This window comes from Roseateles chitinivorans, assembly GCF_002761755.1.
GTDB lineage: Bacteria > Pseudomonadota > Gammaproteobacteria > Burkholderiales > Burkholderiaceae_C > Roseateles > Roseateles chitinivorans.
The window spans coordinates 64869-80001 of the sequence record NZ_PEOG01000006.1 but is presented as its reverse complement, the minus strand read 5'-3'; the positions used below and the strand labels follow the sequence as shown (position 1 = coordinate 80001).

At 68.3% G+C, this 15133-nt stretch carries 15 protein-coding genes and 1 other RNA gene; 2 read left to right on the top strand and 14 right to left on the bottom strand.

The annotated features are described in order from the left end of the window. Window positions 1-3: 3 nt before the first annotated feature. The 5 genes from CS062_RS01725 to rpsU all read right to left on the bottom strand — a co-directional run bounded on the left by CS062_RS01725 (window position 4) and on the right by rpsU (window position 3640). Window positions 4-1593: a TRAP transporter large permease gene (locus tag CS062_RS01725; RefSeq protein ID WP_099859824.1), complete on the bottom strand. Its 1590-nt coding sequence runs from the start codon at window positions 1591-1593 to the stop codon at window positions 4-6. Beyond that, the gene (locus CS062_RS01720) at window positions 1593-2201 is read right to left on the bottom strand and encodes a TRAP transporter small permease subunit (RefSeq protein ID WP_099859744.1); all 609 of its coding nucleotides are present in this window, start codon (window positions 2199-2201) and stop codon (window positions 1593-1595) included. Before CS062_RS01720 ends, CS062_RS01725 begins: the two co-directional genes overlap by 1 nt. Window positions 2202-2408: 207 nt before the next feature. Next, window positions 2409-2756: a protein tyrosine phosphatase family protein gene (locus CS062_RS01715; protein WP_099859743.1), complete on the bottom strand. Its 348-nt coding sequence runs from the start codon at window positions 2754-2756 to the stop codon at window positions 2409-2411. 39 nt (window positions 2757-2795) lie between these two features. After that, on the bottom strand, window positions 2796-3242 hold the full coding sequence (locus CS062_RS01710; protein WP_099859742.1) for a GatB/YqeY domain-containing protein: 447 nt from the start codon (window positions 3240-3242) through the stop codon (window positions 2796-2798). A gap of 185 nt (window positions 3243-3427) precedes the next feature. Beyond that, on the bottom strand, window positions 3428-3640 hold the full coding sequence (gene rpsU, locus CS062_RS01705) for a 30S ribosomal protein S21 (RefSeq protein ID WP_012346814.1): 213 nt from the start codon (window positions 3638-3640) through the stop codon (window positions 3428-3430). Window positions 3641-4095: 455 nt separating this feature from the next. Here rpsU and CS062_RS01700 point away from each other — a divergent pair, with 455 nt between their 5' ends. After that, the gene (locus CS062_RS01700; protein WP_099859741.1) at window positions 4096-5115 is read left to right on the top strand and encodes a GGDEF domain-containing protein; all 1020 of its coding nucleotides are present in this window, start codon (window positions 4096-4098) and stop codon (window positions 5113-5115) included. A gap of 54 nt (window positions 5116-5169) precedes the next feature. Here CS062_RS01700 and CS062_RS01695 read toward each other — a convergent pair whose 3' ends face one another. From CS062_RS01695 to CS062_RS01660, 8 genes are all read right to left on the bottom strand, one after another. Next, window positions 5170-5607 carry an EVE domain-containing protein gene (locus CS062_RS01695; protein WP_099859740.1) on the bottom strand — a complete coding sequence of 146 codons (438 nt, stop codon included), beginning with the start codon at window positions 5605-5607 and terminating at the stop codon, window positions 5170-5172. Between the two features lie 146 nt (window positions 5608-5753). Beyond that, a non-coding RNA gene (gene ssrS / locus CS062_RS01690) (6S RNA) lies at window positions 5754-5938 on the bottom strand. Window positions 5939-5965: 27 nt separating this feature from the next. Continuing rightward, window positions 5966-6307, bottom strand: a complete 342-nt coding sequence (locus CS062_RS01685) for a cell division protein ZapA (RefSeq protein ID WP_099859739.1) — start codon at window positions 6305-6307, stop codon at window positions 5966-5968. Then, on the bottom strand, window positions 6304-6558 hold the full coding sequence (locus tag CS062_RS01680; RefSeq protein ID WP_099859738.1) for a cell division protein ZapB: 255 nt from the start codon (window positions 6556-6558) through the stop codon (window positions 6304-6306). The genes CS062_RS01685 and CS062_RS01680 overlap by 4 nt, the downstream gene beginning before the upstream one ends. 47 nt (window positions 6559-6605) lie before the next feature. Beyond that, window positions 6606-7244 carry an endonuclease III gene (gene nth, locus CS062_RS01675; RefSeq protein WP_099859737.1) on the bottom strand — a complete coding sequence of 213 codons (639 nt, stop codon included), beginning with the start codon at window positions 7242-7244 and terminating at the stop codon, window positions 6606-6608. A 65-nt stretch (window positions 7245-7309) separates the two neighbouring features. Beyond that, window positions 7310-7978, bottom strand: coding sequence for an electron transport complex subunit RsxB (gene rsxB, locus CS062_RS01670; protein ID WP_099859736.1), 669 nt, complete (start codon window positions 7976-7978; stop codon window positions 7310-7312). 59 nt (window positions 7979-8037) lie between these two features. Further along, a complete protein-coding gene (locus CS062_RS01665; protein WP_099859735.1) occupies window positions 8038-9354 on the bottom strand; it encodes a polyhydroxyalkanoate depolymerase in 1317 nt (438 codons plus the stop codon). Window positions 9355-9607: 253 nt separating this feature from the next. After that, entirely contained in the window at window positions 9608-10810 is a 1203-nt protein-coding gene (locus CS062_RS01660; protein WP_099859734.1) for an amino acid aminotransferase, read from the bottom strand. A gap of 166 nt (window positions 10811-10976) precedes the next feature. Here CS062_RS01660 and uvrB point away from each other — a divergent pair, with 166 nt between their 5' ends. Next, a complete protein-coding gene (uvrB, locus tag CS062_RS01655; protein ID WP_099859733.1) occupies window positions 10977-13142 on the top strand; it encodes an excinuclease ABC subunit UvrB in 2166 nt (721 codons plus the stop codon). Window positions 13143-13382: 240 nt separating this feature from the next. On the opposite strand, the gene CS062_RS01650 is transcribed toward uvrB, so the two are convergent. Continuing rightward, a complete protein-coding gene (locus CS062_RS01650) occupies window positions 13383-15110 on the bottom strand; it encodes a rhodanese-like domain-containing protein (RefSeq protein WP_099859732.1) in 1728 nt (575 codons plus the stop codon). Window positions 15111-15133 lie beyond the last annotated feature (23 nt).

Below are 15133 nucleotides of genomic sequence, written 5' to 3'. Positions count from 1 at the left end.
CCGCTACTTCTTCTCTTCCAGCGAGCGCCGCACGGCCTCCATCGGATCCTCGGCCTCGGACGCTGGCGCCGAGGCCGGGTCGCCCGGCGCGGAGGCGGCCGACGCGGCCTCCGGCGGCAATCCGAACAGCGCGTTCGTGTCCGCGTTCGGATCGACGCGGTCGGCCTGTCCGGCATCGATGCCTTGCAGCATCTCGGTGGCCTTGTCCATGTCGACTGCCTCGGCCTTGTCGAGGAACGCGGTCACCGTCACCGGGAAGAAGATGACGATCGCCACCAGGATCAGCTGCATCGCCACCCAGGGGATGGAGCCCAGGTAGATGTCGCTCGACAGCACCCGCCGCGGCAGCGCGCCGGTCTTGAACAGCGAGTCCGAAATCCCCCGCAGGTAGAACAGGGCGAAGCCGAAGGGCGGGTGCATGAAGCTGGTCTGCATGTTCACGCACAGCATCACGCCGAACCACACCAGGTCGATGCCCATCTTGTCGGCCACCGGTCCGAGCAGCGGCAGGATGATGAAGGCGATCTCGAAGAAGTCCAGGAAGAACGCCAGGAAGAAGATGAACAGGTTCACCACGATCAGGAAGCCGATCTGGCCTCCCGGCAGGCTGGTCAGCATGTGCTCGATCCACTTGCCGCCTTCGACGCCCTGGAACACCAGCGAGAAGGTGCGCGAGCCGATCAGGATGAACACCACCATCGCGGTGATGCGCATCGTGCCGATCATGGCCTCCCGGACCACCGGCCAGTTCAGGCGCCGGTGCGAGGCGGCCAGGATGAAGGCGCCCACCGCGCCCATCGCGCCGGCCTCGGTCGGCGTGCAGATCGCCGTGTTGATGCCGGGCAGGCCGCCCATCGAGCCCAGCACCGCGAAGATCAGCACCGCCGACGGGATGATGCCGCGCAGGCACTTCTTCCACAGCGCCCAGCCGTCCAGGGTGCGTGCCTCCTTGGGCACGCCCGGCACGTGCTCGGGCTTGAGCCGCGACAGCGCGAAGGTGTAGAGCGCGAAGATCAGCACCTGCAGGATCGACGGCCCCCAGGCGCCCTTGTACATGTCGCCCACCGGCTTGCCGAGCTGGTCCGCCAGCACCACCAGCACCAGCGAGGGCGGTACTAGCTGGGTGATCGTCCCGGAGGCGGCCAGCACGCCGGTCGCGTAGCGCATGTTGTAGCCGTAGCGCATCATCACCGGCAGCGAGATCATCGCCATCGCGATCACCTGGCCGGCCACCGTGCCGGTGATCGCCCCCAGGATGAAGCCGACGATGATGACCGAGTAGCCCAGCCCGCCGCGCACCGGACCGAAGAGCTGGCCCATCGAATCGAGCATGTCCTCGGCCAGCCCGCACTTCTCGAGCAGCGCGCCCATCAGGGTGAAGAACGGAATCGCCAGCAGCAGGTCGTTGGACAGAATGCCGAAGACGTTCTGAGGCAGCGCCGTCATGAACTCCGGCGGGAACCAGCCCTGGCTCACCGCGAAGAATCCGCAGGCCAGGCCCAGGGCAGCCAGCGAGAAGGCCACGGGGAAGCCGATCAGCATGATGATGATCAGCCCCGCGAACATCAGCGGGGGAAACTGCTCCATCGTGATCATTGCAGTGGCCTCTCGTAGTGGGTGTCCATCTCGACGAGATGGGCCAGGTAGCCGAGGCGCTTGATCACCTCCGAGAGTCCTTGCAGGAACACCAGCCCGAAGCCGACCGGCAAGGTCAGCGCGGCCGGCCAGCGGATCAGCCCGCCGGCGTTGCCCGACACCTCACCGCTGGTGAACAGCTTGTGCAGGTAGCCGCCCAGGCCGAGCGACGCGATCGTGTCGTCCGGTCGCATGCCGGTCATGAGCTTGCCCAGGAAGAAGTCCCAGGACAGCCAGCCCGCGTAGGCCATCACCGGGATCAGGAAGACGAGCAGGCCGAACAGGTCGATGTAGACCTTGCCGTGACCGCGCCAGCGCGCGTAGAGGATGTCGACCCGCACATGCTCGTTCAGGCGCAGCACCTGGGCCGCGCCGCCCATCACGCAGACGGCGAACAGGTACCACTGGATCTCGAGGAAGGCGTTGGAGCTGATGTCCAGCCCGTAGCGAATCACCGCGTTGGCGGCGCTGATCAAGCACGACAGCAGGACGGCCCAGGCGGCAAGCGTGCCGAACCGGTCCGTCAGCCAGTCGATGCCCTTGGCGAAAGCAAGCAGGGCGTTCATCGACGAATCCACATCTCCATGGGAGCCCGCGACGGGGAGGGCTCGTTTCTTGTCGTAGACGCGGACTGTAGCCAGCGGGGGCTGACGAGGACCTGATTTCGTACGCTGTTTCGGGAAAGCCCTGAGGCAGGCAGAGGGGAAGGAAAAAGGCCCCGGTCGAGGACCGGGGCCTTGGATGCCCGTGCCGGGCAAGGTCGTCGTGGCGCTTCAGGCGTCGAGCTGCATCGCCGAAGCGAAGAGCTTGGTGGAGCGTGCGCCGGAGCGGCAGAACGCCAGCACCGGCTTGGGCGCCGCGTCGAGCAGCGCGCGCATCGCGGCGATCTCTTCCGGCGACTGGTAGCCGCCTTGCACCGGCAGGTGGTGATAGACCAGGCCCGCCGCCTCGGCCGCGACGCGGACCTGCTCGCTGGTGGGCTGGTCCGGCCCGCCCTCGAAATCGGGGCGGTTGTTGATCACCGACTTGAAGCCGGCCGCGGCCAGCGCGGCCATCGTGTCCGGCGTCAGCTGCGGCGCGACGCAGAAATCGGGCGTCAGTTGTTGAACGGTCAGTTCCATCGGGGCTCCTGTCGTTGAATCGGAAGCGGGCCCGAGGGCTCAGCCCGCCAGCGCGGCCTTCACCGCGGCGGAGACCAGGCCCATGTCGGCCTTGCCCGCGAGCTTGCCCTTCACCGCGCCCATCACCTTGCCCATGTCGGCCGGGCCCTTGGCGCCCAGTTCGGCCACGATCGCGGCGACTTCGGCCTTGATTTCATCCTCGCTCAGGCGCTGCGGCAGATAGACCTCCAGCACCTTCAGCTCGGCGGTTTCCTTGTCGGCCAGATCCTGGCGGCCGGCAGCGGTGAACTGGCTGATCGAGTCCTTGCGCTGCTTTATCAGCTTGTCGACGATGCCCACCAGCATCACGTCGTCCACCGTCACGCGCTCGTCCACTTCCTTCTGCTTCACCGCGGCCAGCAGCAGACGGATCGTGCCCAGGCGCTCGCTGTCCTTGGCGCGCATCGCCGTCTTCATGTCTTCGGTGATCTGTTCCTTCAGGCTCATGAGGGCTCCTTGCTTCTCTCTCGAAATGTGCGTCGCGGTCATGCGGGATCCTGGATCACCGCGGACCGGTCCGGCGCGGAGACAAAAAAGCCCGCGGCAGCGTCCTGCGCGGGCTTTCTGTGCTGTTCGGGCGGTGGGGAGCGCTCAGTGAGGGTCCCCGGTGCCGAAGCGGTCCGATCGTTCGATCAGTACAGCTTCTTGGGCAGCTGCATGCTGCGCACGCGCTTGTAGTGGCGCTTCACGGCGGCCGCCTTCTTGCGCTTGCGCTCGGCGGTCGGCTTCTCGTAGAACTCGCGGGCGCGCAGCTCGGTGAGCAGGCCCAGCTTCTCGATGGTGCGCTTGAAGCGGCGCAGGGCCACGTCGAACGGCTCGTTTTCTTTGACGCGAATGGTGGTCATGAAATTCCTTCAAATAGCGCTCGGTGTTCGCGAGGAAGGGCTTGCCTTCGAAGCGGAGTATCCGGATTCCACTTCCGAATCGACGCGCAGGGTTTGCCAGCAAAACGCGGATTCTAGCCTCATTTTTGACCGTCCGCCAAATTGAACCGCGTCAACGCGCGCCAGCCCGTGAGAGCGCGGAGGACCGGCCCCCGCGTTCAGCGCGGCCATCGCCGATTCCCTCGCCATCCGGTGTGACTTTTTCACGCCCCGCTGCCGCGCGCGCCTCGGGTCGGCCTGCTGGGCGAAATGCATCGCTCTCGTCCTCCGTGCCGGCAAGCTAGGATGCCTGACCCCAAGCTTAGGGGGAGGGAGCCCCGGTCACCGTCGGCGGCACTTGCCCGGGCGACCGGCACCCATCTACATTCGATCCACCACCATTCGACCGCCAGGGGGTCCCTGGCTCGGCCCGACCCATGGAATTAAACGCCGCCGCGACGCCCGCGCCCGCCAGTTTCGATGCTTGGCTGGCGTCGTCGGGATCGCCCCAGGCACCCGTCGCGGCCGGCCTGCTCAGCCTGCTGGAGCCGACCGGTGCCTGCCTGACCGTGAAGTCGATGGCCACCGGTCGCTACGTCTTCGCGAGCCCCGCCATGGGCGAGCTGTTCGGCCGCGTCGAGGCCGGCATCGTCGGGGCGACCGACGCGGACCTGATGCGCGGCGACGAGGTGCAGGCGATGCGTCGCTCCGAGCAGGCCACGCTGGCCCAGCGCGGCGTCGTGAGCTCGGAGCATCGCCTCGAGATCGGCGGCCGCCGCCGCGAGTTCATGGTCATGCGCTTCCCGCTGGGCCAGGAGCATGTGATGGCCTTGTGGAACGACAAGACCGAGGAACGCCATCGCGAGACACATCTGCAGCGCGCGCTGCAGCAACTGGAGCAGCAGCAGAAGTCGCTGGAGCAGATGCGCCGCGAGTTGCAGCAGGGCAGCGGCCGCGACGAGGTGTCCGGGCTCTACATGCGCGCGCAGTTCGATGACCAGTTGCTGCGCGAGATCGATCTCTCGACGCGCGAGCACCGCGAATTCACGCTGGTGCTGATCGCGCTGGATCCGGTCTCGGCCGAGGCGGGGTTGGCCGAGGAAGCGCGTCAACGCCTGCTCGAAGGCCTGGGCCGCATGCTGCGCGCCAACACCCGCGCGATGGACGCCGCGTGCCGCATCGGGGACGACCTGTTCGCGGTGCTGCTGTCCGGCGTGGGCCTGGCGACGGCCCATGCGCGCATGGAGCAGCTGCGCCGCCAGTGCCATGCGCAGATCGTGGTGCTGCATGGCCAGGACATCGGGCTGTCCTTGTCGATGGGCGTGGCCAGTTTTCCGCACACCGCGTCGCGCCAGGAGGAACTTCTGGGCGCCGCCGAGATGGCGGTCAAGGAAGCCCAGCGGCGAGGCGGCAACCAGGTCGTGCTGGCCTCGATCCCGTTCGGCATGGGCGGCTGAGGCTGCCGCCGTCGCGGCGAGCAGCCCTCGCGCGCCGTCCAGCGCGCGTGCGGCTCAGGCCAGCAGCGCCTGCAGGTGAAACCATTCCGCCGGCGTCACCGGCGTGATCGACAGGCGGTTGCCCGGCTGCAGCGTGCGCATCTGCGCCAGTGCGGGATCGCGCTTCATCTCCGCCAGGCTCAGCAGCCGCGTCTTGCGCACGAAGCGCACGTCCACATGCTGCCAGCGAGGTTCCTCGCGTCTGGACTTGGGATCGAAGTAGGGGCTCGCCGGGTCGAACTGCGTGGCGTCCGGGTAGGCGGTGCTGCTGACTTCGGCGAAGCCGGCGATGCCCGGTTCCGGACACGACGAGTGATAGAACAGCACGCCGTCGCCGATGCGCATCTGGTCGCGCATGAAGTTGCGCGCCTGGTAGTTGCGCACGCCGGTCCAGGGCAGCTTGCCCGCAGCCTGGAGGTGATCGATCGAGGCCTCGTCCGGCTCGGACTTCATCAGCCAGTATTGCGGCGCGACGCCGGCGGGCTGGGAGGACTGGGCAGTGCTCAAGGTGAAACCCCCGCGAAATCGGCTTCGCCCGGGGGGCGGCCGATCGACCATGAAAAAACCGCGCTCTGAGCGGTCAGGCGCGGTTTCGGGAAGAGGTGTCCACGGCGAGCCGTGAGCCGCATTCCTGAACCCTAGGGGTACAGGTGGGCGAGGTCAGCAAGGCTTCGGGTTCATCTGACGCGAGACGCTCACACCAGCCGTGCAATGTTCCAAGCCCTTGCTCGCGAGAGCATCGGTTCAAGGAAATATAAAACTCACGCGAACGCAGTGGACGGAGCGGATTCTACGCGGCGAGCCGCGACGATCACAGCAGTTGCCCGTCTTGCACCAGGGCTTCATCGAGCCGCTTCATCAGCGTTTCAAGATCCGGTGCAGACAGCTGTCCGGCACCCGTACCGTTGTCACCCGCCGTTGCATCGGTTGCATCGCCGGCTGCGGCCGAGGCGCCCGCCTCGGTCAGCGAATAGGCCAGGTTCAGCGCCGCCAGCACCGCGATGCGCTCGCGCGCCTTGATGCGGCCCGCATCGCGGATCGCGCACATCTCCTTGTCGACCCGAGCGACTGCCTTCTGCAGTGCGGCCTCTCCGCCTTCAGGGCAGCCGAGCAAGTAGCTCTGGCCCATGATCGTCACTTCCATTTGCTTCATGCGCCCGTCTTTCGAGAGTCAGTGGCCTCCGATCCGTCATTGCCCTCGAGGAGGTCGGCCGCTTCCAGCGGCAGGCGATCGAGCAGCGCGTCGATGCGCCCGCGCGCTGCGGCCAGGCGCGAACGCAGGCTGTCGCGTTCCAGCGTGAGCGCCTGCACCTGCTGTTCGAGCAGCGTGTTCGTGCGCTTCAGTTCCTCGTGGCGCACCAGCAGGCGCTCCACGCGGTCGACGAGGTCGTTGATGCTGGACATGGCTTCCCTGACGGATGGACGCGCGGATTGTAGGGGGCCGGGTTCGCTCAACGGGCCCCGGCCATCGGTGCGCTGTCACATTGCGCGACGACGGCGCAACGCTCGCACAGCGGACGGCGCGCCTGGCACACATAGCGCCCATGCAGGATCAGCCAGTGGTGGGCATCGACGAGGAATTCCGGCGGCACGCGCGCGAGCAACTGCTGCTCGACCTCCAGCACGTTCTTGCCCGGCGCCAGGCCGGTGCGGTTGCCGACGCGGAAGATGTGGGTGTCGACCGCCATCGTGGCCTCGCCGAAGGCCACGTTGAGCACCACGTTGGCCGTCTTGCGGCCGACGCCGGGCAGCGACTCCAGCGCCTCGCGGCTCTGCGGCACCGCGCCCCCGTACTGCTCCACGAGGATGCGGCAGGTGGCGTGCAGGTTCTTCGCCTTGGTCTTGTAGAGGCCGATCGTCTTGATGTACTCGGCGAGCCGCTCCTCGCCGAGCTCGAGGATCTTGCGCGGCGTGTTGGCCACGACGAACAGTCGGCGCGTCGCCTTGTTGACGCCGACGTCGGTGGCCTGGGCCGACAGCAGCACCGCGGCCAGCAACTCGAAGACGCTGGCGTACTCGAGTTCGGTCTGCGGCGACGGGTTGGCGGCGCGGAGGATCTCGAAGAACTCGCGGATCTGGGTCTTGTTCATGGCGATCGGTCATGCGAGCGGTCAGCGCGGGCGGGGTCGGACGGAGAGGGGACGAGGCGTGTGGCTCAGACGCCGCGCTTGGCCCGGGCGCGCGCGAGCGCGGCTTCGATGACGGCGCGCTTGCGATCGATCTGGGCCGTGTCGGTGAGCCGGGTTTCGGTCTCGAGGTGGTCGAGCTTGCGGCGCGCCTTCGCCTCCAGGCGGTCGTCGTGTTCGCGGCGATCGCGCTCGACGCGGATCTCATGCCAGCGGTAGCGCTCGCGGGCGCGCTCGGCCTGCGCCGGGCTCCAGGCAGACCAGCCGCTGCGTCCGGGCGTGACGTCGGCCAGCGAGATGCAGTCCACCGGGCAGACCGGGATGCAGAGTTCGCAGCCGGTGCAGTCCGCGTCGATGACGTGATGCATCAGCTTGTTGCTGCCCACGATCGCGTCGACCGGACAGGCCTTGATGCAGAGCGTGCAGCCGATGCACCAGTCCTCGTCGATGACCGCGAGCCGGCGCGGGCCCTCCAGGCCATGCTCCGGGTTGAGGGGCAGCAGCTCGCGGCCGGTGAGGGCGGCCAGTCGCGCGATGCCCTCGGCTCCGCCGGGCGGGCATTGGTTGATGGCGGCCTCGCCGCGCGCGATCGCATGCGCGTAGGAATGGCAATCGGGATATCCGCAGCGCGTGCACTGCGTCTGCGGCAACGCCTGGTTCAGGCGTTCGACGAGCGCGTCGAACGCGGCATCCGCCACGCCGGCGGACGGCGTGGCGGTCGGGTCAGCGGAGGTGGGGGAAGCGGGCGCGGCGGGGATCACTCGGTCGGCTTGCGCGACCGGCGCGCCGCCGGTCGGGCGACGCGCCTGGCCGCGGCGGGCTGGTGCAACGGGGCCGCATCGTACTTGGCAATGAAGTCGCGGATCACCGGGTACACCTTCTCGCGCCAGCGGCGGCCAGAGAAGATGCCGTAGTGACCGGCGCCGATCGCGTCGTAGTGGAACTGGTTGCTGGCGTCGATGCCGCTGCACAGCTCATGCGCCGCCTTGGTCTGGCCGGCGCCGGAGATGTCGTCCAGCTCGCCTTCCACCGTCAGCAGCGCGGTCTGCGTGATGTCCTGCGGACGCACCAGGTCGCCGCCGACATCCCAGGTGCCGTTGACCAGCGCGAAGTCCTGGAACACCGTCTTGATCGTGTCCAGGTAGTACTCGGCCGGCATGTCCAGCACGGCGTTGTACTCGTCGTAGAAGCGGCGATGGGACTCGGCGCTGTCGTCGTCGCCGCGGACCAGGTCGAGGAAGTAGTCGTAGTGCGAGGTCAGGTGACGGTCCGGATTCATCGCCACGAAACCGGTGTGCTGCAGGAAGCCCGGGTAGACCTCGCGCCCCGCGCCGGGGAAGTTGGTCGGCACCCGGTAGATGACGTTGTTCTCGAACCAGCTGTAGCTCTTGTTCATCGCCAGGTTGTTGACCGCGGTCGGACTCCTGCGGGCGTCGATCGGGCCGCCCATCATCGTCATCGACCGCGGCGTGACCTCGCCCTTGGACGCCATCAGCGAGATCGCCGCCAGCACCGGCACCGTGGGCTGGCAGACGGAGATCACATGGCAGTCCTGGCCGACATGGCGGATGAAGTCCTGGACGTAGTAGATGTAGTCGTCCAGGTGGAAGGGACCCGCCTCCATCGGCACCATGCGGGCGTCGGTCCAGTCGGTGATGTAGACCTTGTGGTCCTTGAGCAGCTGCTTGACGGTGTCGCGCAGCAGGGTGCTGTGGTGGCCCGACAGCGGCGCCACGACCAGCACCGTCGGCTGGGCCTTCATCTTGGCCAGCACGGCCGGGTCGTCGGTGTAGCGCTTGAAGCGCAGCAGGCGGCAGAAGGGCTTCTCCAGCGCCACCAGCTCCTGCACCGCGACGTCGATGCCGTCGACTTCCACGCTGGTGATCTCGAACTCCGGCTTCTCGTACTCCTTGGCCAGCCGGTGCATCAGGTCCAGGCCGGCCGACATCCGGTGCGACAGCGGCGTGTGCGCGAACGGCGACAGCGGATGGCTGTAGAGCTTGGCGGTGGCGCTGGCGAATTCGGAGAACGGGCTCAGCAGCGCGCGCTGGGTTTCATAAAGCTGGTAGAGCATCTGGCGGACCTCTCGAGGGGGAGTGAGGCGAAAGCTGGCACCCGTTGTGCAATGCAGCAATTCTAGGTCCCGGCCATCGGAAGTGTGTGTCGCCGGCGTGCCGTCTGGCGTCGCGGCAGGGACTTCGAACCGGCGGATTTCGCCATAAATGCGCAGGGCCGGTCCGCTTGCGGCGGAACCGACCCTGGGTTCGATGGCCGATCGTGCGATCAGCGCATCGAAATGTGGTGCCGAAGCGGAGATCCGCCGGCGATCAGCCCCGCTTGACCGCGGCGATCGCGGCGGCGACCGGCTTGAGGTTCTTGCTGTTGAGCGCCGCCACGCAGATGCGGCCGGAATCGACGCCGTAGACGCCGAACTCGGTGCGCAGGCGCTGCATCTGCTCGGCCGACAGGCCGCTGTAGCTGAACATGCCCTTCTGGCGGATGACGTAGCTGAGGTCGTCGGTGATGCCTGCGGCCTTGAGTTCGGCCACCAGCGCCTCGCGCATCTGCTTGATCCGCACCCGCATGCCGGCCAGTTCCTCTTCCCACTGGGCGCGCAGCGCCGGGGTGGAGAGCACGGTGGCGACGACCTGCGCGCCGTGCGTCGGCGGATTGGAGTAGTTGGTGCGGATCACGATCTTGAGCTGGCTCAGGACCTTGGTCGCTTCCTCGGCCGAGGCGCAAACGACGCTCAGCGCGCCGACGCGCTCGCCATAGAGCGAGAAGCTCTTGGAGAAGCTGGTCGAGACGAAGAAGTCCAGGCCGGCGGCCAGGAACTGCTGGATGACCGCGCCGTCCTCGGCGATGCCCTCGCCGAAGCCCTGGTAGGCCATGTCGAGGAAGGCGACCAGGCCCTTGGCCTTGACCACCTCGACCACCTGCGCCCACTGGGCGGGCGTCAGGTCGTAGCCGGTCGGGTTGTGGCAGCAGGCGTGCAGCACGACGACGGTGCCGGCGGCCGCGGCGTTCAGCGCGCCCAGCATGCCGTCGAAGTGGATGCCGCGGTTGGCGGCGTCGTAGTAGGGGTAGGTCTCGACCGGGAAGCCGGCGTTGGTGAACAGCGCGCGATGGTTTTCCCAGGACGGATCGGAGATCAGCACCGTCGCGCCGGGGTTCAGGCGCTTGAGGAAGTCGGCGCCGATCTTCAGGCCGCCGGTGCCGCCCAGGGCTTGCACCGTGGCGACGCGCTTGGCCTTGAGGACCTCGCTGTCGGCGCCGAAGACCAGGCCCTGCACCGCGCTGTCATAGGCGGCGATGCCGTCGATGGGCAGGTAGCCGCGCGGCTTGGGGGCGGCCTGCATCTGCGCTTCCGCCGCGGCCACGCAGGCCAGCAGCGGCAGCTTGCCGTTGTCGTCGTAATAGACACCGACGCCCAGGTTGACCTTGCTGGGGTTCGGGTCGGCGTTGAATTGCTCGTTCAGACCCAGGATGGGGTCGCGGGGGGCCATGGCGACGGCGGCGAACAGGGACATGGAGGCTTTCCTGACAGTGCGTTGGCAAGAGCGGGAAGGGCGCGACGGGAGAAACCCGCCCGGCTGCGCTACGCTGTCGCGTCCTGACGCCCGAGGCGCCTCCTGAGCGCCCAGCGAAGCCCGCCGATTGTAGGCAGGGAACATGCGTTGCCCCTGGGAAACCCTGATGAGCCGATCCACCGCCGCCACGCCCGCAACCCCCGCCGCCAAGGGGAAGAAGTCCGCTTCGCCCGAGGCGCAGACGCCCGAGGTGGGCGCGCCGCCGAAGGGCGAATTCGTCTCTTTCGAAGGCTCTCCCTTCCAGCTTTTCCAGCCTTATCCGCCTGCGGGCGACCAGCCGACCGCCATCCAGCAGCTGGTGGAGGGCGTCAACGACGGCGAGAGCTTCCAGACGCTGCTCGGCGTGACCGGCTCTGGCAAGACCTTCACCATGGCCAACACGATCGCGCGGCTGGGCAGGCCGGCGATCGTCTTCGCGCCGAACAAGACGCTGGCGGCGCAGCTGTACAGCGAGTTCCGCGAGTTCTTCCCGAAGAACGCGGTCGAGTATTTCGTCAGCTACTACGACTACTACCAGCCCGAGGCCTACGTGCCGCAGCGCGACCTGTTCATCGAGAAGGACAGCGCGATCAACGAGCAGATCGAGCAGCTGCGGCTGTCCTGCACCAAGAGCCTGCTGGAGCGGCGGGACGTGGTGATCGTGGCGTCCGTCTCGGCGATCTACGGCATCGGCAATCCGAGCGACTACCACCAGATGGTGATGACGCTGCGGGTGGGCGACAAGGTCGGTCAGCGGGACGTGATCCAGCAGCTGGCGCGCATGCAGTACACCCGCAACGAGATGGAATTCACCCGCGGCCACTTCCGCGTGCGCGGCGACACCATCGACGTGTTCCCGGCCGAGCACTCGGAGCTGGCGCTGCGGATCGAGCTCTTCGATGACGAGGTCGAGGGGCTGACGCTCTTCGATCCGCTGACCGGCCAGATCCGCCAGAAGATCCCGCGCTTCACCGTCTATCCGTCCAGCCATTACGTGACGCCGCGCGACCGCGTGGTGGCCGCGATCGAGACGATCAAGGAGGAACTGCGCGAGCGCGTGGCCTTCTTCATCAAGGAAGGCAAGCTGGTCGAGGCGCAGCGGCTGGAGCAGCGCACCCGCTTCGACCTGGAGATGCTGCAGGAGGTCGGGCACTGCAAGGGCATCGAGAACTACACCCGCCACCTCTCGCAGGCGGCGCCCGGCGATCCGCCGCCGACGCTGGTCGACTACCTGCCGCCCGATGCGCTGATGTTCCTGGACGAGAGCCATGTGCTGATCGGCCAGTTCAGCGCCATGTACAACGGCGACCGCGCGCGCAAGAGCACGCTGGTCGACTACGGCTTCAGACTGCCGTCGGCGATGGACAACCGGCCGCTGAAGTTCGAGGAGTACGAGCGCAAGATGCGCCAGGCCATCTTCGTCAGCGCGACGCCGGGCGACTACGAGAAGCGCCAGGCCGGCGCGGTCGTCGAGCAGCTCGTGCGACCGACCGGGCTGGTGGACCCGGTCGTCGAGGTGCGGCCCGCGACCCACCAGGTCGACGACGTGCTGCAGGAGATCCGCGAGCGCATCGAGATCAACGAGCGGGTGCTGATCACCACCCTGACCAAGCGCATGGCCGAGCAGCTGACCGAGTACCTCAGCGACAACGGCGTGAAGGTGCGCTACCTGCACTCGGACGTGGACACGGTCGAGCGGGTCGAGATCCTGCGCGACCTGCGGCTGGGGACCTTCGACGTGCTGGTCGGCATCAACCTGCTGCGCGAGGGGCTGGACATCCCGGAGGTGTCGCTGGTGGCGATCCTGGATGCGGACAAGGAAGGCTTCCTGCGCGCTGAACGCAGCCTGATCCAGACCATCGGGCGGGCGGCGCGCAACGTGAACGGCAAGGCCATCCTCTATGCGGACCGCATCACCGACTCGATGAAGAAGGCGATCGGCGAGACCGAACGCCGTCGCGCCAAGCAGATCGCCTTCAACGAGGCCAACGGCATCACGCCGCGCGGCGTGGTCAAGCGCATCCGCGACCTGATCGAAGGCGTCTACAGCGACAAGCCGGGCCGCGACGACGCCAAGGTCATCGCCGAGGCGGCGGAGGTCGAGGCGATGAGCGAGAAGGACTTGAGCAAGCGCATTCAGCAGCTGGAGAAGCAGATGCTGGAACACGCGCGCAACCTCGAGTTCGAGAAGGCGGCGCGGCTGCGCGATCAACTGGCGCAGCTCAAGGAACAGGCCTTCGGTGCAGCGGTGCACGACAACGTCGTGCCGATCTCGGCGGGGAAGGGGAAGTAATCGGGCGGGGGCGCGGAGCGCTGGGCGCAGACGGGGCGTCGTCGGTCGCTTGGAACGGGAGGGCCCTCGAGGAACGAGAGGTCTTCGAGGAACGGGAGGCGCTCGACTGCGAGGCGGCGAGCGCGGGCGCTCCAGGCAGCAGGGGGCATCCCGTCCGGGAACCCCCAGCAGCCTTCCGGCCCCATCGGCACTCGCTGTCCGCGGGCCTGACGCTGAGGGCGGTGTGGGGCTGGGCGTTGGTCAGCCTTCGATGACGCGGAAGAAGTGCGTGCCGTCGCGGTCCAGTTGCGCGACGAGGCCGTACTCCCAGTCCAGGTAGGCCTGCATCGCGTCGCGCGGATGGTTGGTGCCCTCGTAGGGACGGCGGTAGCGGTCGTCTCGAGGGAAGGCCAGACGCGGATTCGCTGACTCGATCGGCAGGCCGGCGTCATACCAGGCGGTCGTTCCACCCTCCAGGACCAGCAGCTCGCGACCCTCGGCCGCCAGTTCCGCCGCCAGGTCGGCCGCCACGAAGCGCGGCAGCACCCCCAGGTTGCCGGTCAGCACGACACGGCGCGCCGGCGGAATGACGGTGCGCAACGCCTCCGCCAACCGTGCCCGCGGGCTCCACCAGGCGCCCGGGATGTGCCGGACGATGTAGGTGATGCTCGGCGCGACATCGACCACCACCGTCTTCGGATGCTCGCGATCCGCGTCCTCGGCGCGCCAGCGGGCCAGCTCGGCGGGCGTCACCGTCGCCACGGTGGGGGAGAGCGGCTGCGGCGGCAGGTCAGGACCGGTCTCGGTATGCGCCGCCGGATCCGGCGGCAGCACCGCCACCTCCCAGCCCATCTGCGCCAGCCAGGCCGCCGCCATCGAGGCCCGGATGCCGTCGTCGTCGCTCAGCACGATGCGCGCGCCGCGCACCGGCACATGGTGGTCGGTTTCCTGGACCAACTGGCCGCCGGGCGCGTGCCGGAAGCCCGGCCGGTGGCCGCGCGCGTACTCGTCGGCGCCGCGGACGTCGAAGCGGTAAGTGGAGCGGCGCGGATCGGCCAGCCACTCGGCGAGCACGCGCGCATCGATGCGCTGCGCATGCGCGCGGCGGGCCAGCGCCGTGGCGCCCTCGCGCGCCGCGTCCAGGTCGCCGAGCGGCACGTCCTCGTGCGAGCGCCCCTGGCCCTGAGCGAGCGCCAGGCCGGCGAGCGTCCAGCCGATCGTGCCATTGCGCAGCGCGACGACGGGATTGGGCAGGCCGGCGTCGATCAGCGACTGCGCGCCGATCAGGCTGCGGGTACGCCCCGCGCAGTGGACGACGATGGTCGTCGTCGGGTCCGGCGCGAGGTCACGGGCACGGCGCACCAATTCGCCGCCGGGCACGCTGATCGAGCCGGGCAGGCTCATGGTGCGGTACTCGTCGAAGCGCCGAGCGTCGAGCAGGACGAGCCGGTCGCCGCGCGCGAGGCGACGCTGAAGCTCCTCGGCCGGAAGCGACGGCGTGTGGCGTCGGGCCTCGACCAGCTCGCCGAAGGCCTTGCTCGGCACGTTGACGTCGCGGAAGAGCTCCAGGCCGGCGTCGCGCCACGCGGCCAGTCCGCCGTCGAGCAGCGCGACGTCGGTGTAGCCCAGCGCCTGCAGCTTGCGCGCAGACGGCGCGGCCACGCCCTCGCCGTTGTCGTAGACGACGATGGGGACGTCGCGCCGCGGCAGGCGTCCCCAGGCATCGAGTTCCAGCCGCGAGGCGGCGAGGTTGGCGGCCCACAGGGGATGGGCCTCGGCATAGGCGGCTTCCTCGCGAACGTCGAGCAGCGCGATCTCCACCCGCGCGAACAGCGCGGCGCGGACGTCGGTGACGGTGCGAGTCGGCAGTGGCGCCGGATGGCGGGGCGCTTGGGGTGGTCGGGCCAGCGTGGGCGACGAGGCGGTAGAAGCGGCCGAAGCGGCCGAAGCGGTCGTGGCGATCGAGTCGGCGGGATGCAGGACGGACATGGCAACGGGCTCCTGGCGGTCGG

Excerpts from the sequence above, each read along its gene's own strand:
- CS062_RS01720 (WP_099859744.1), bottom strand. The coding sequence starts at position 2,201 with ATGAACGCCCTGCTTGCTTTCGCCAAGGGCATCGACTGGCTGACGGAC.
- CS062_RS01715 (WP_099859743.1), bottom strand. The coding sequence starts at position 2,756 with ATGGAACTGACCGTTCAACAACTGACGCCCGATTTCTGCGTCGCGCCG.
- CS062_RS01710 (WP_099859742.1), bottom strand. The coding sequence starts at position 3,242 with ATGAGCCTGAAGGAACAGATCACCGAAGACATGAAGACGGCGATGCGC.
- rpsU (WP_012346814.1), bottom strand. The coding sequence starts at position 3,640 with ATGACCACCATTCGCGTCAAAGAAAACGAGCCGTTCGACGTGGCCCTG.
- CS062_RS01700 (WP_099859741.1), top strand. The coding sequence starts at position 4,096 with ATGGAATTAAACGCCGCCGCGACGCCCGCGCCCGCCAGTTTCGATGCT.
- CS062_RS01695 (WP_099859740.1), bottom strand. The coding sequence starts at position 5,607 with ATGAAGTCCGAGCCGGACGAGGCCTCGATCGATCACCTCCAGGCTGCG.
- CS062_RS01685 (WP_099859739.1), bottom strand. The coding sequence starts at position 6,307 with ATGAAGCAAATGGAAGTGACGATCATGGGCCAGAGCTACTTGCTCGGC.
- CS062_RS01680 (WP_099859738.1), bottom strand. The coding sequence starts at position 6,558 with ATGTCCAGCATCAACGACCTCGTCGACCGCGTGGAGCGCCTGCTGGTG.
- nth (WP_099859737.1), bottom strand. The coding sequence starts at position 7,244 with ATGAACAAGACCCAGATCCGCGAGTTCTTCGAGATCCTCCGCGCCGCC.
- CS062_RS01665 (WP_099859735.1), bottom strand. The coding sequence starts at position 9,354 with ATGCTCTACCAGCTTTATGAAACCCAGCGCGCGCTGCTGAGCCCGTTC.
- CS062_RS01660 (WP_099859734.1), bottom strand. The coding sequence starts at position 10,810 with ATGTCCCTGTTCGCCGCCGTCGCCATGGCCCCCCGCGACCCCATCCTG.
- uvrB (WP_099859733.1), top strand. The coding sequence starts at position 10,977 with ATGAGCCGATCCACCGCCGCCACGCCCGCAACCCCCGCCGCCAAGGGG.
- CS062_RS01650 (WP_099859732.1), bottom strand. The coding sequence starts at position 15,110 with ATGTCCGTCCTGCATCCCGCCGACTCGATCGCCACGACCGCTTCGGCC.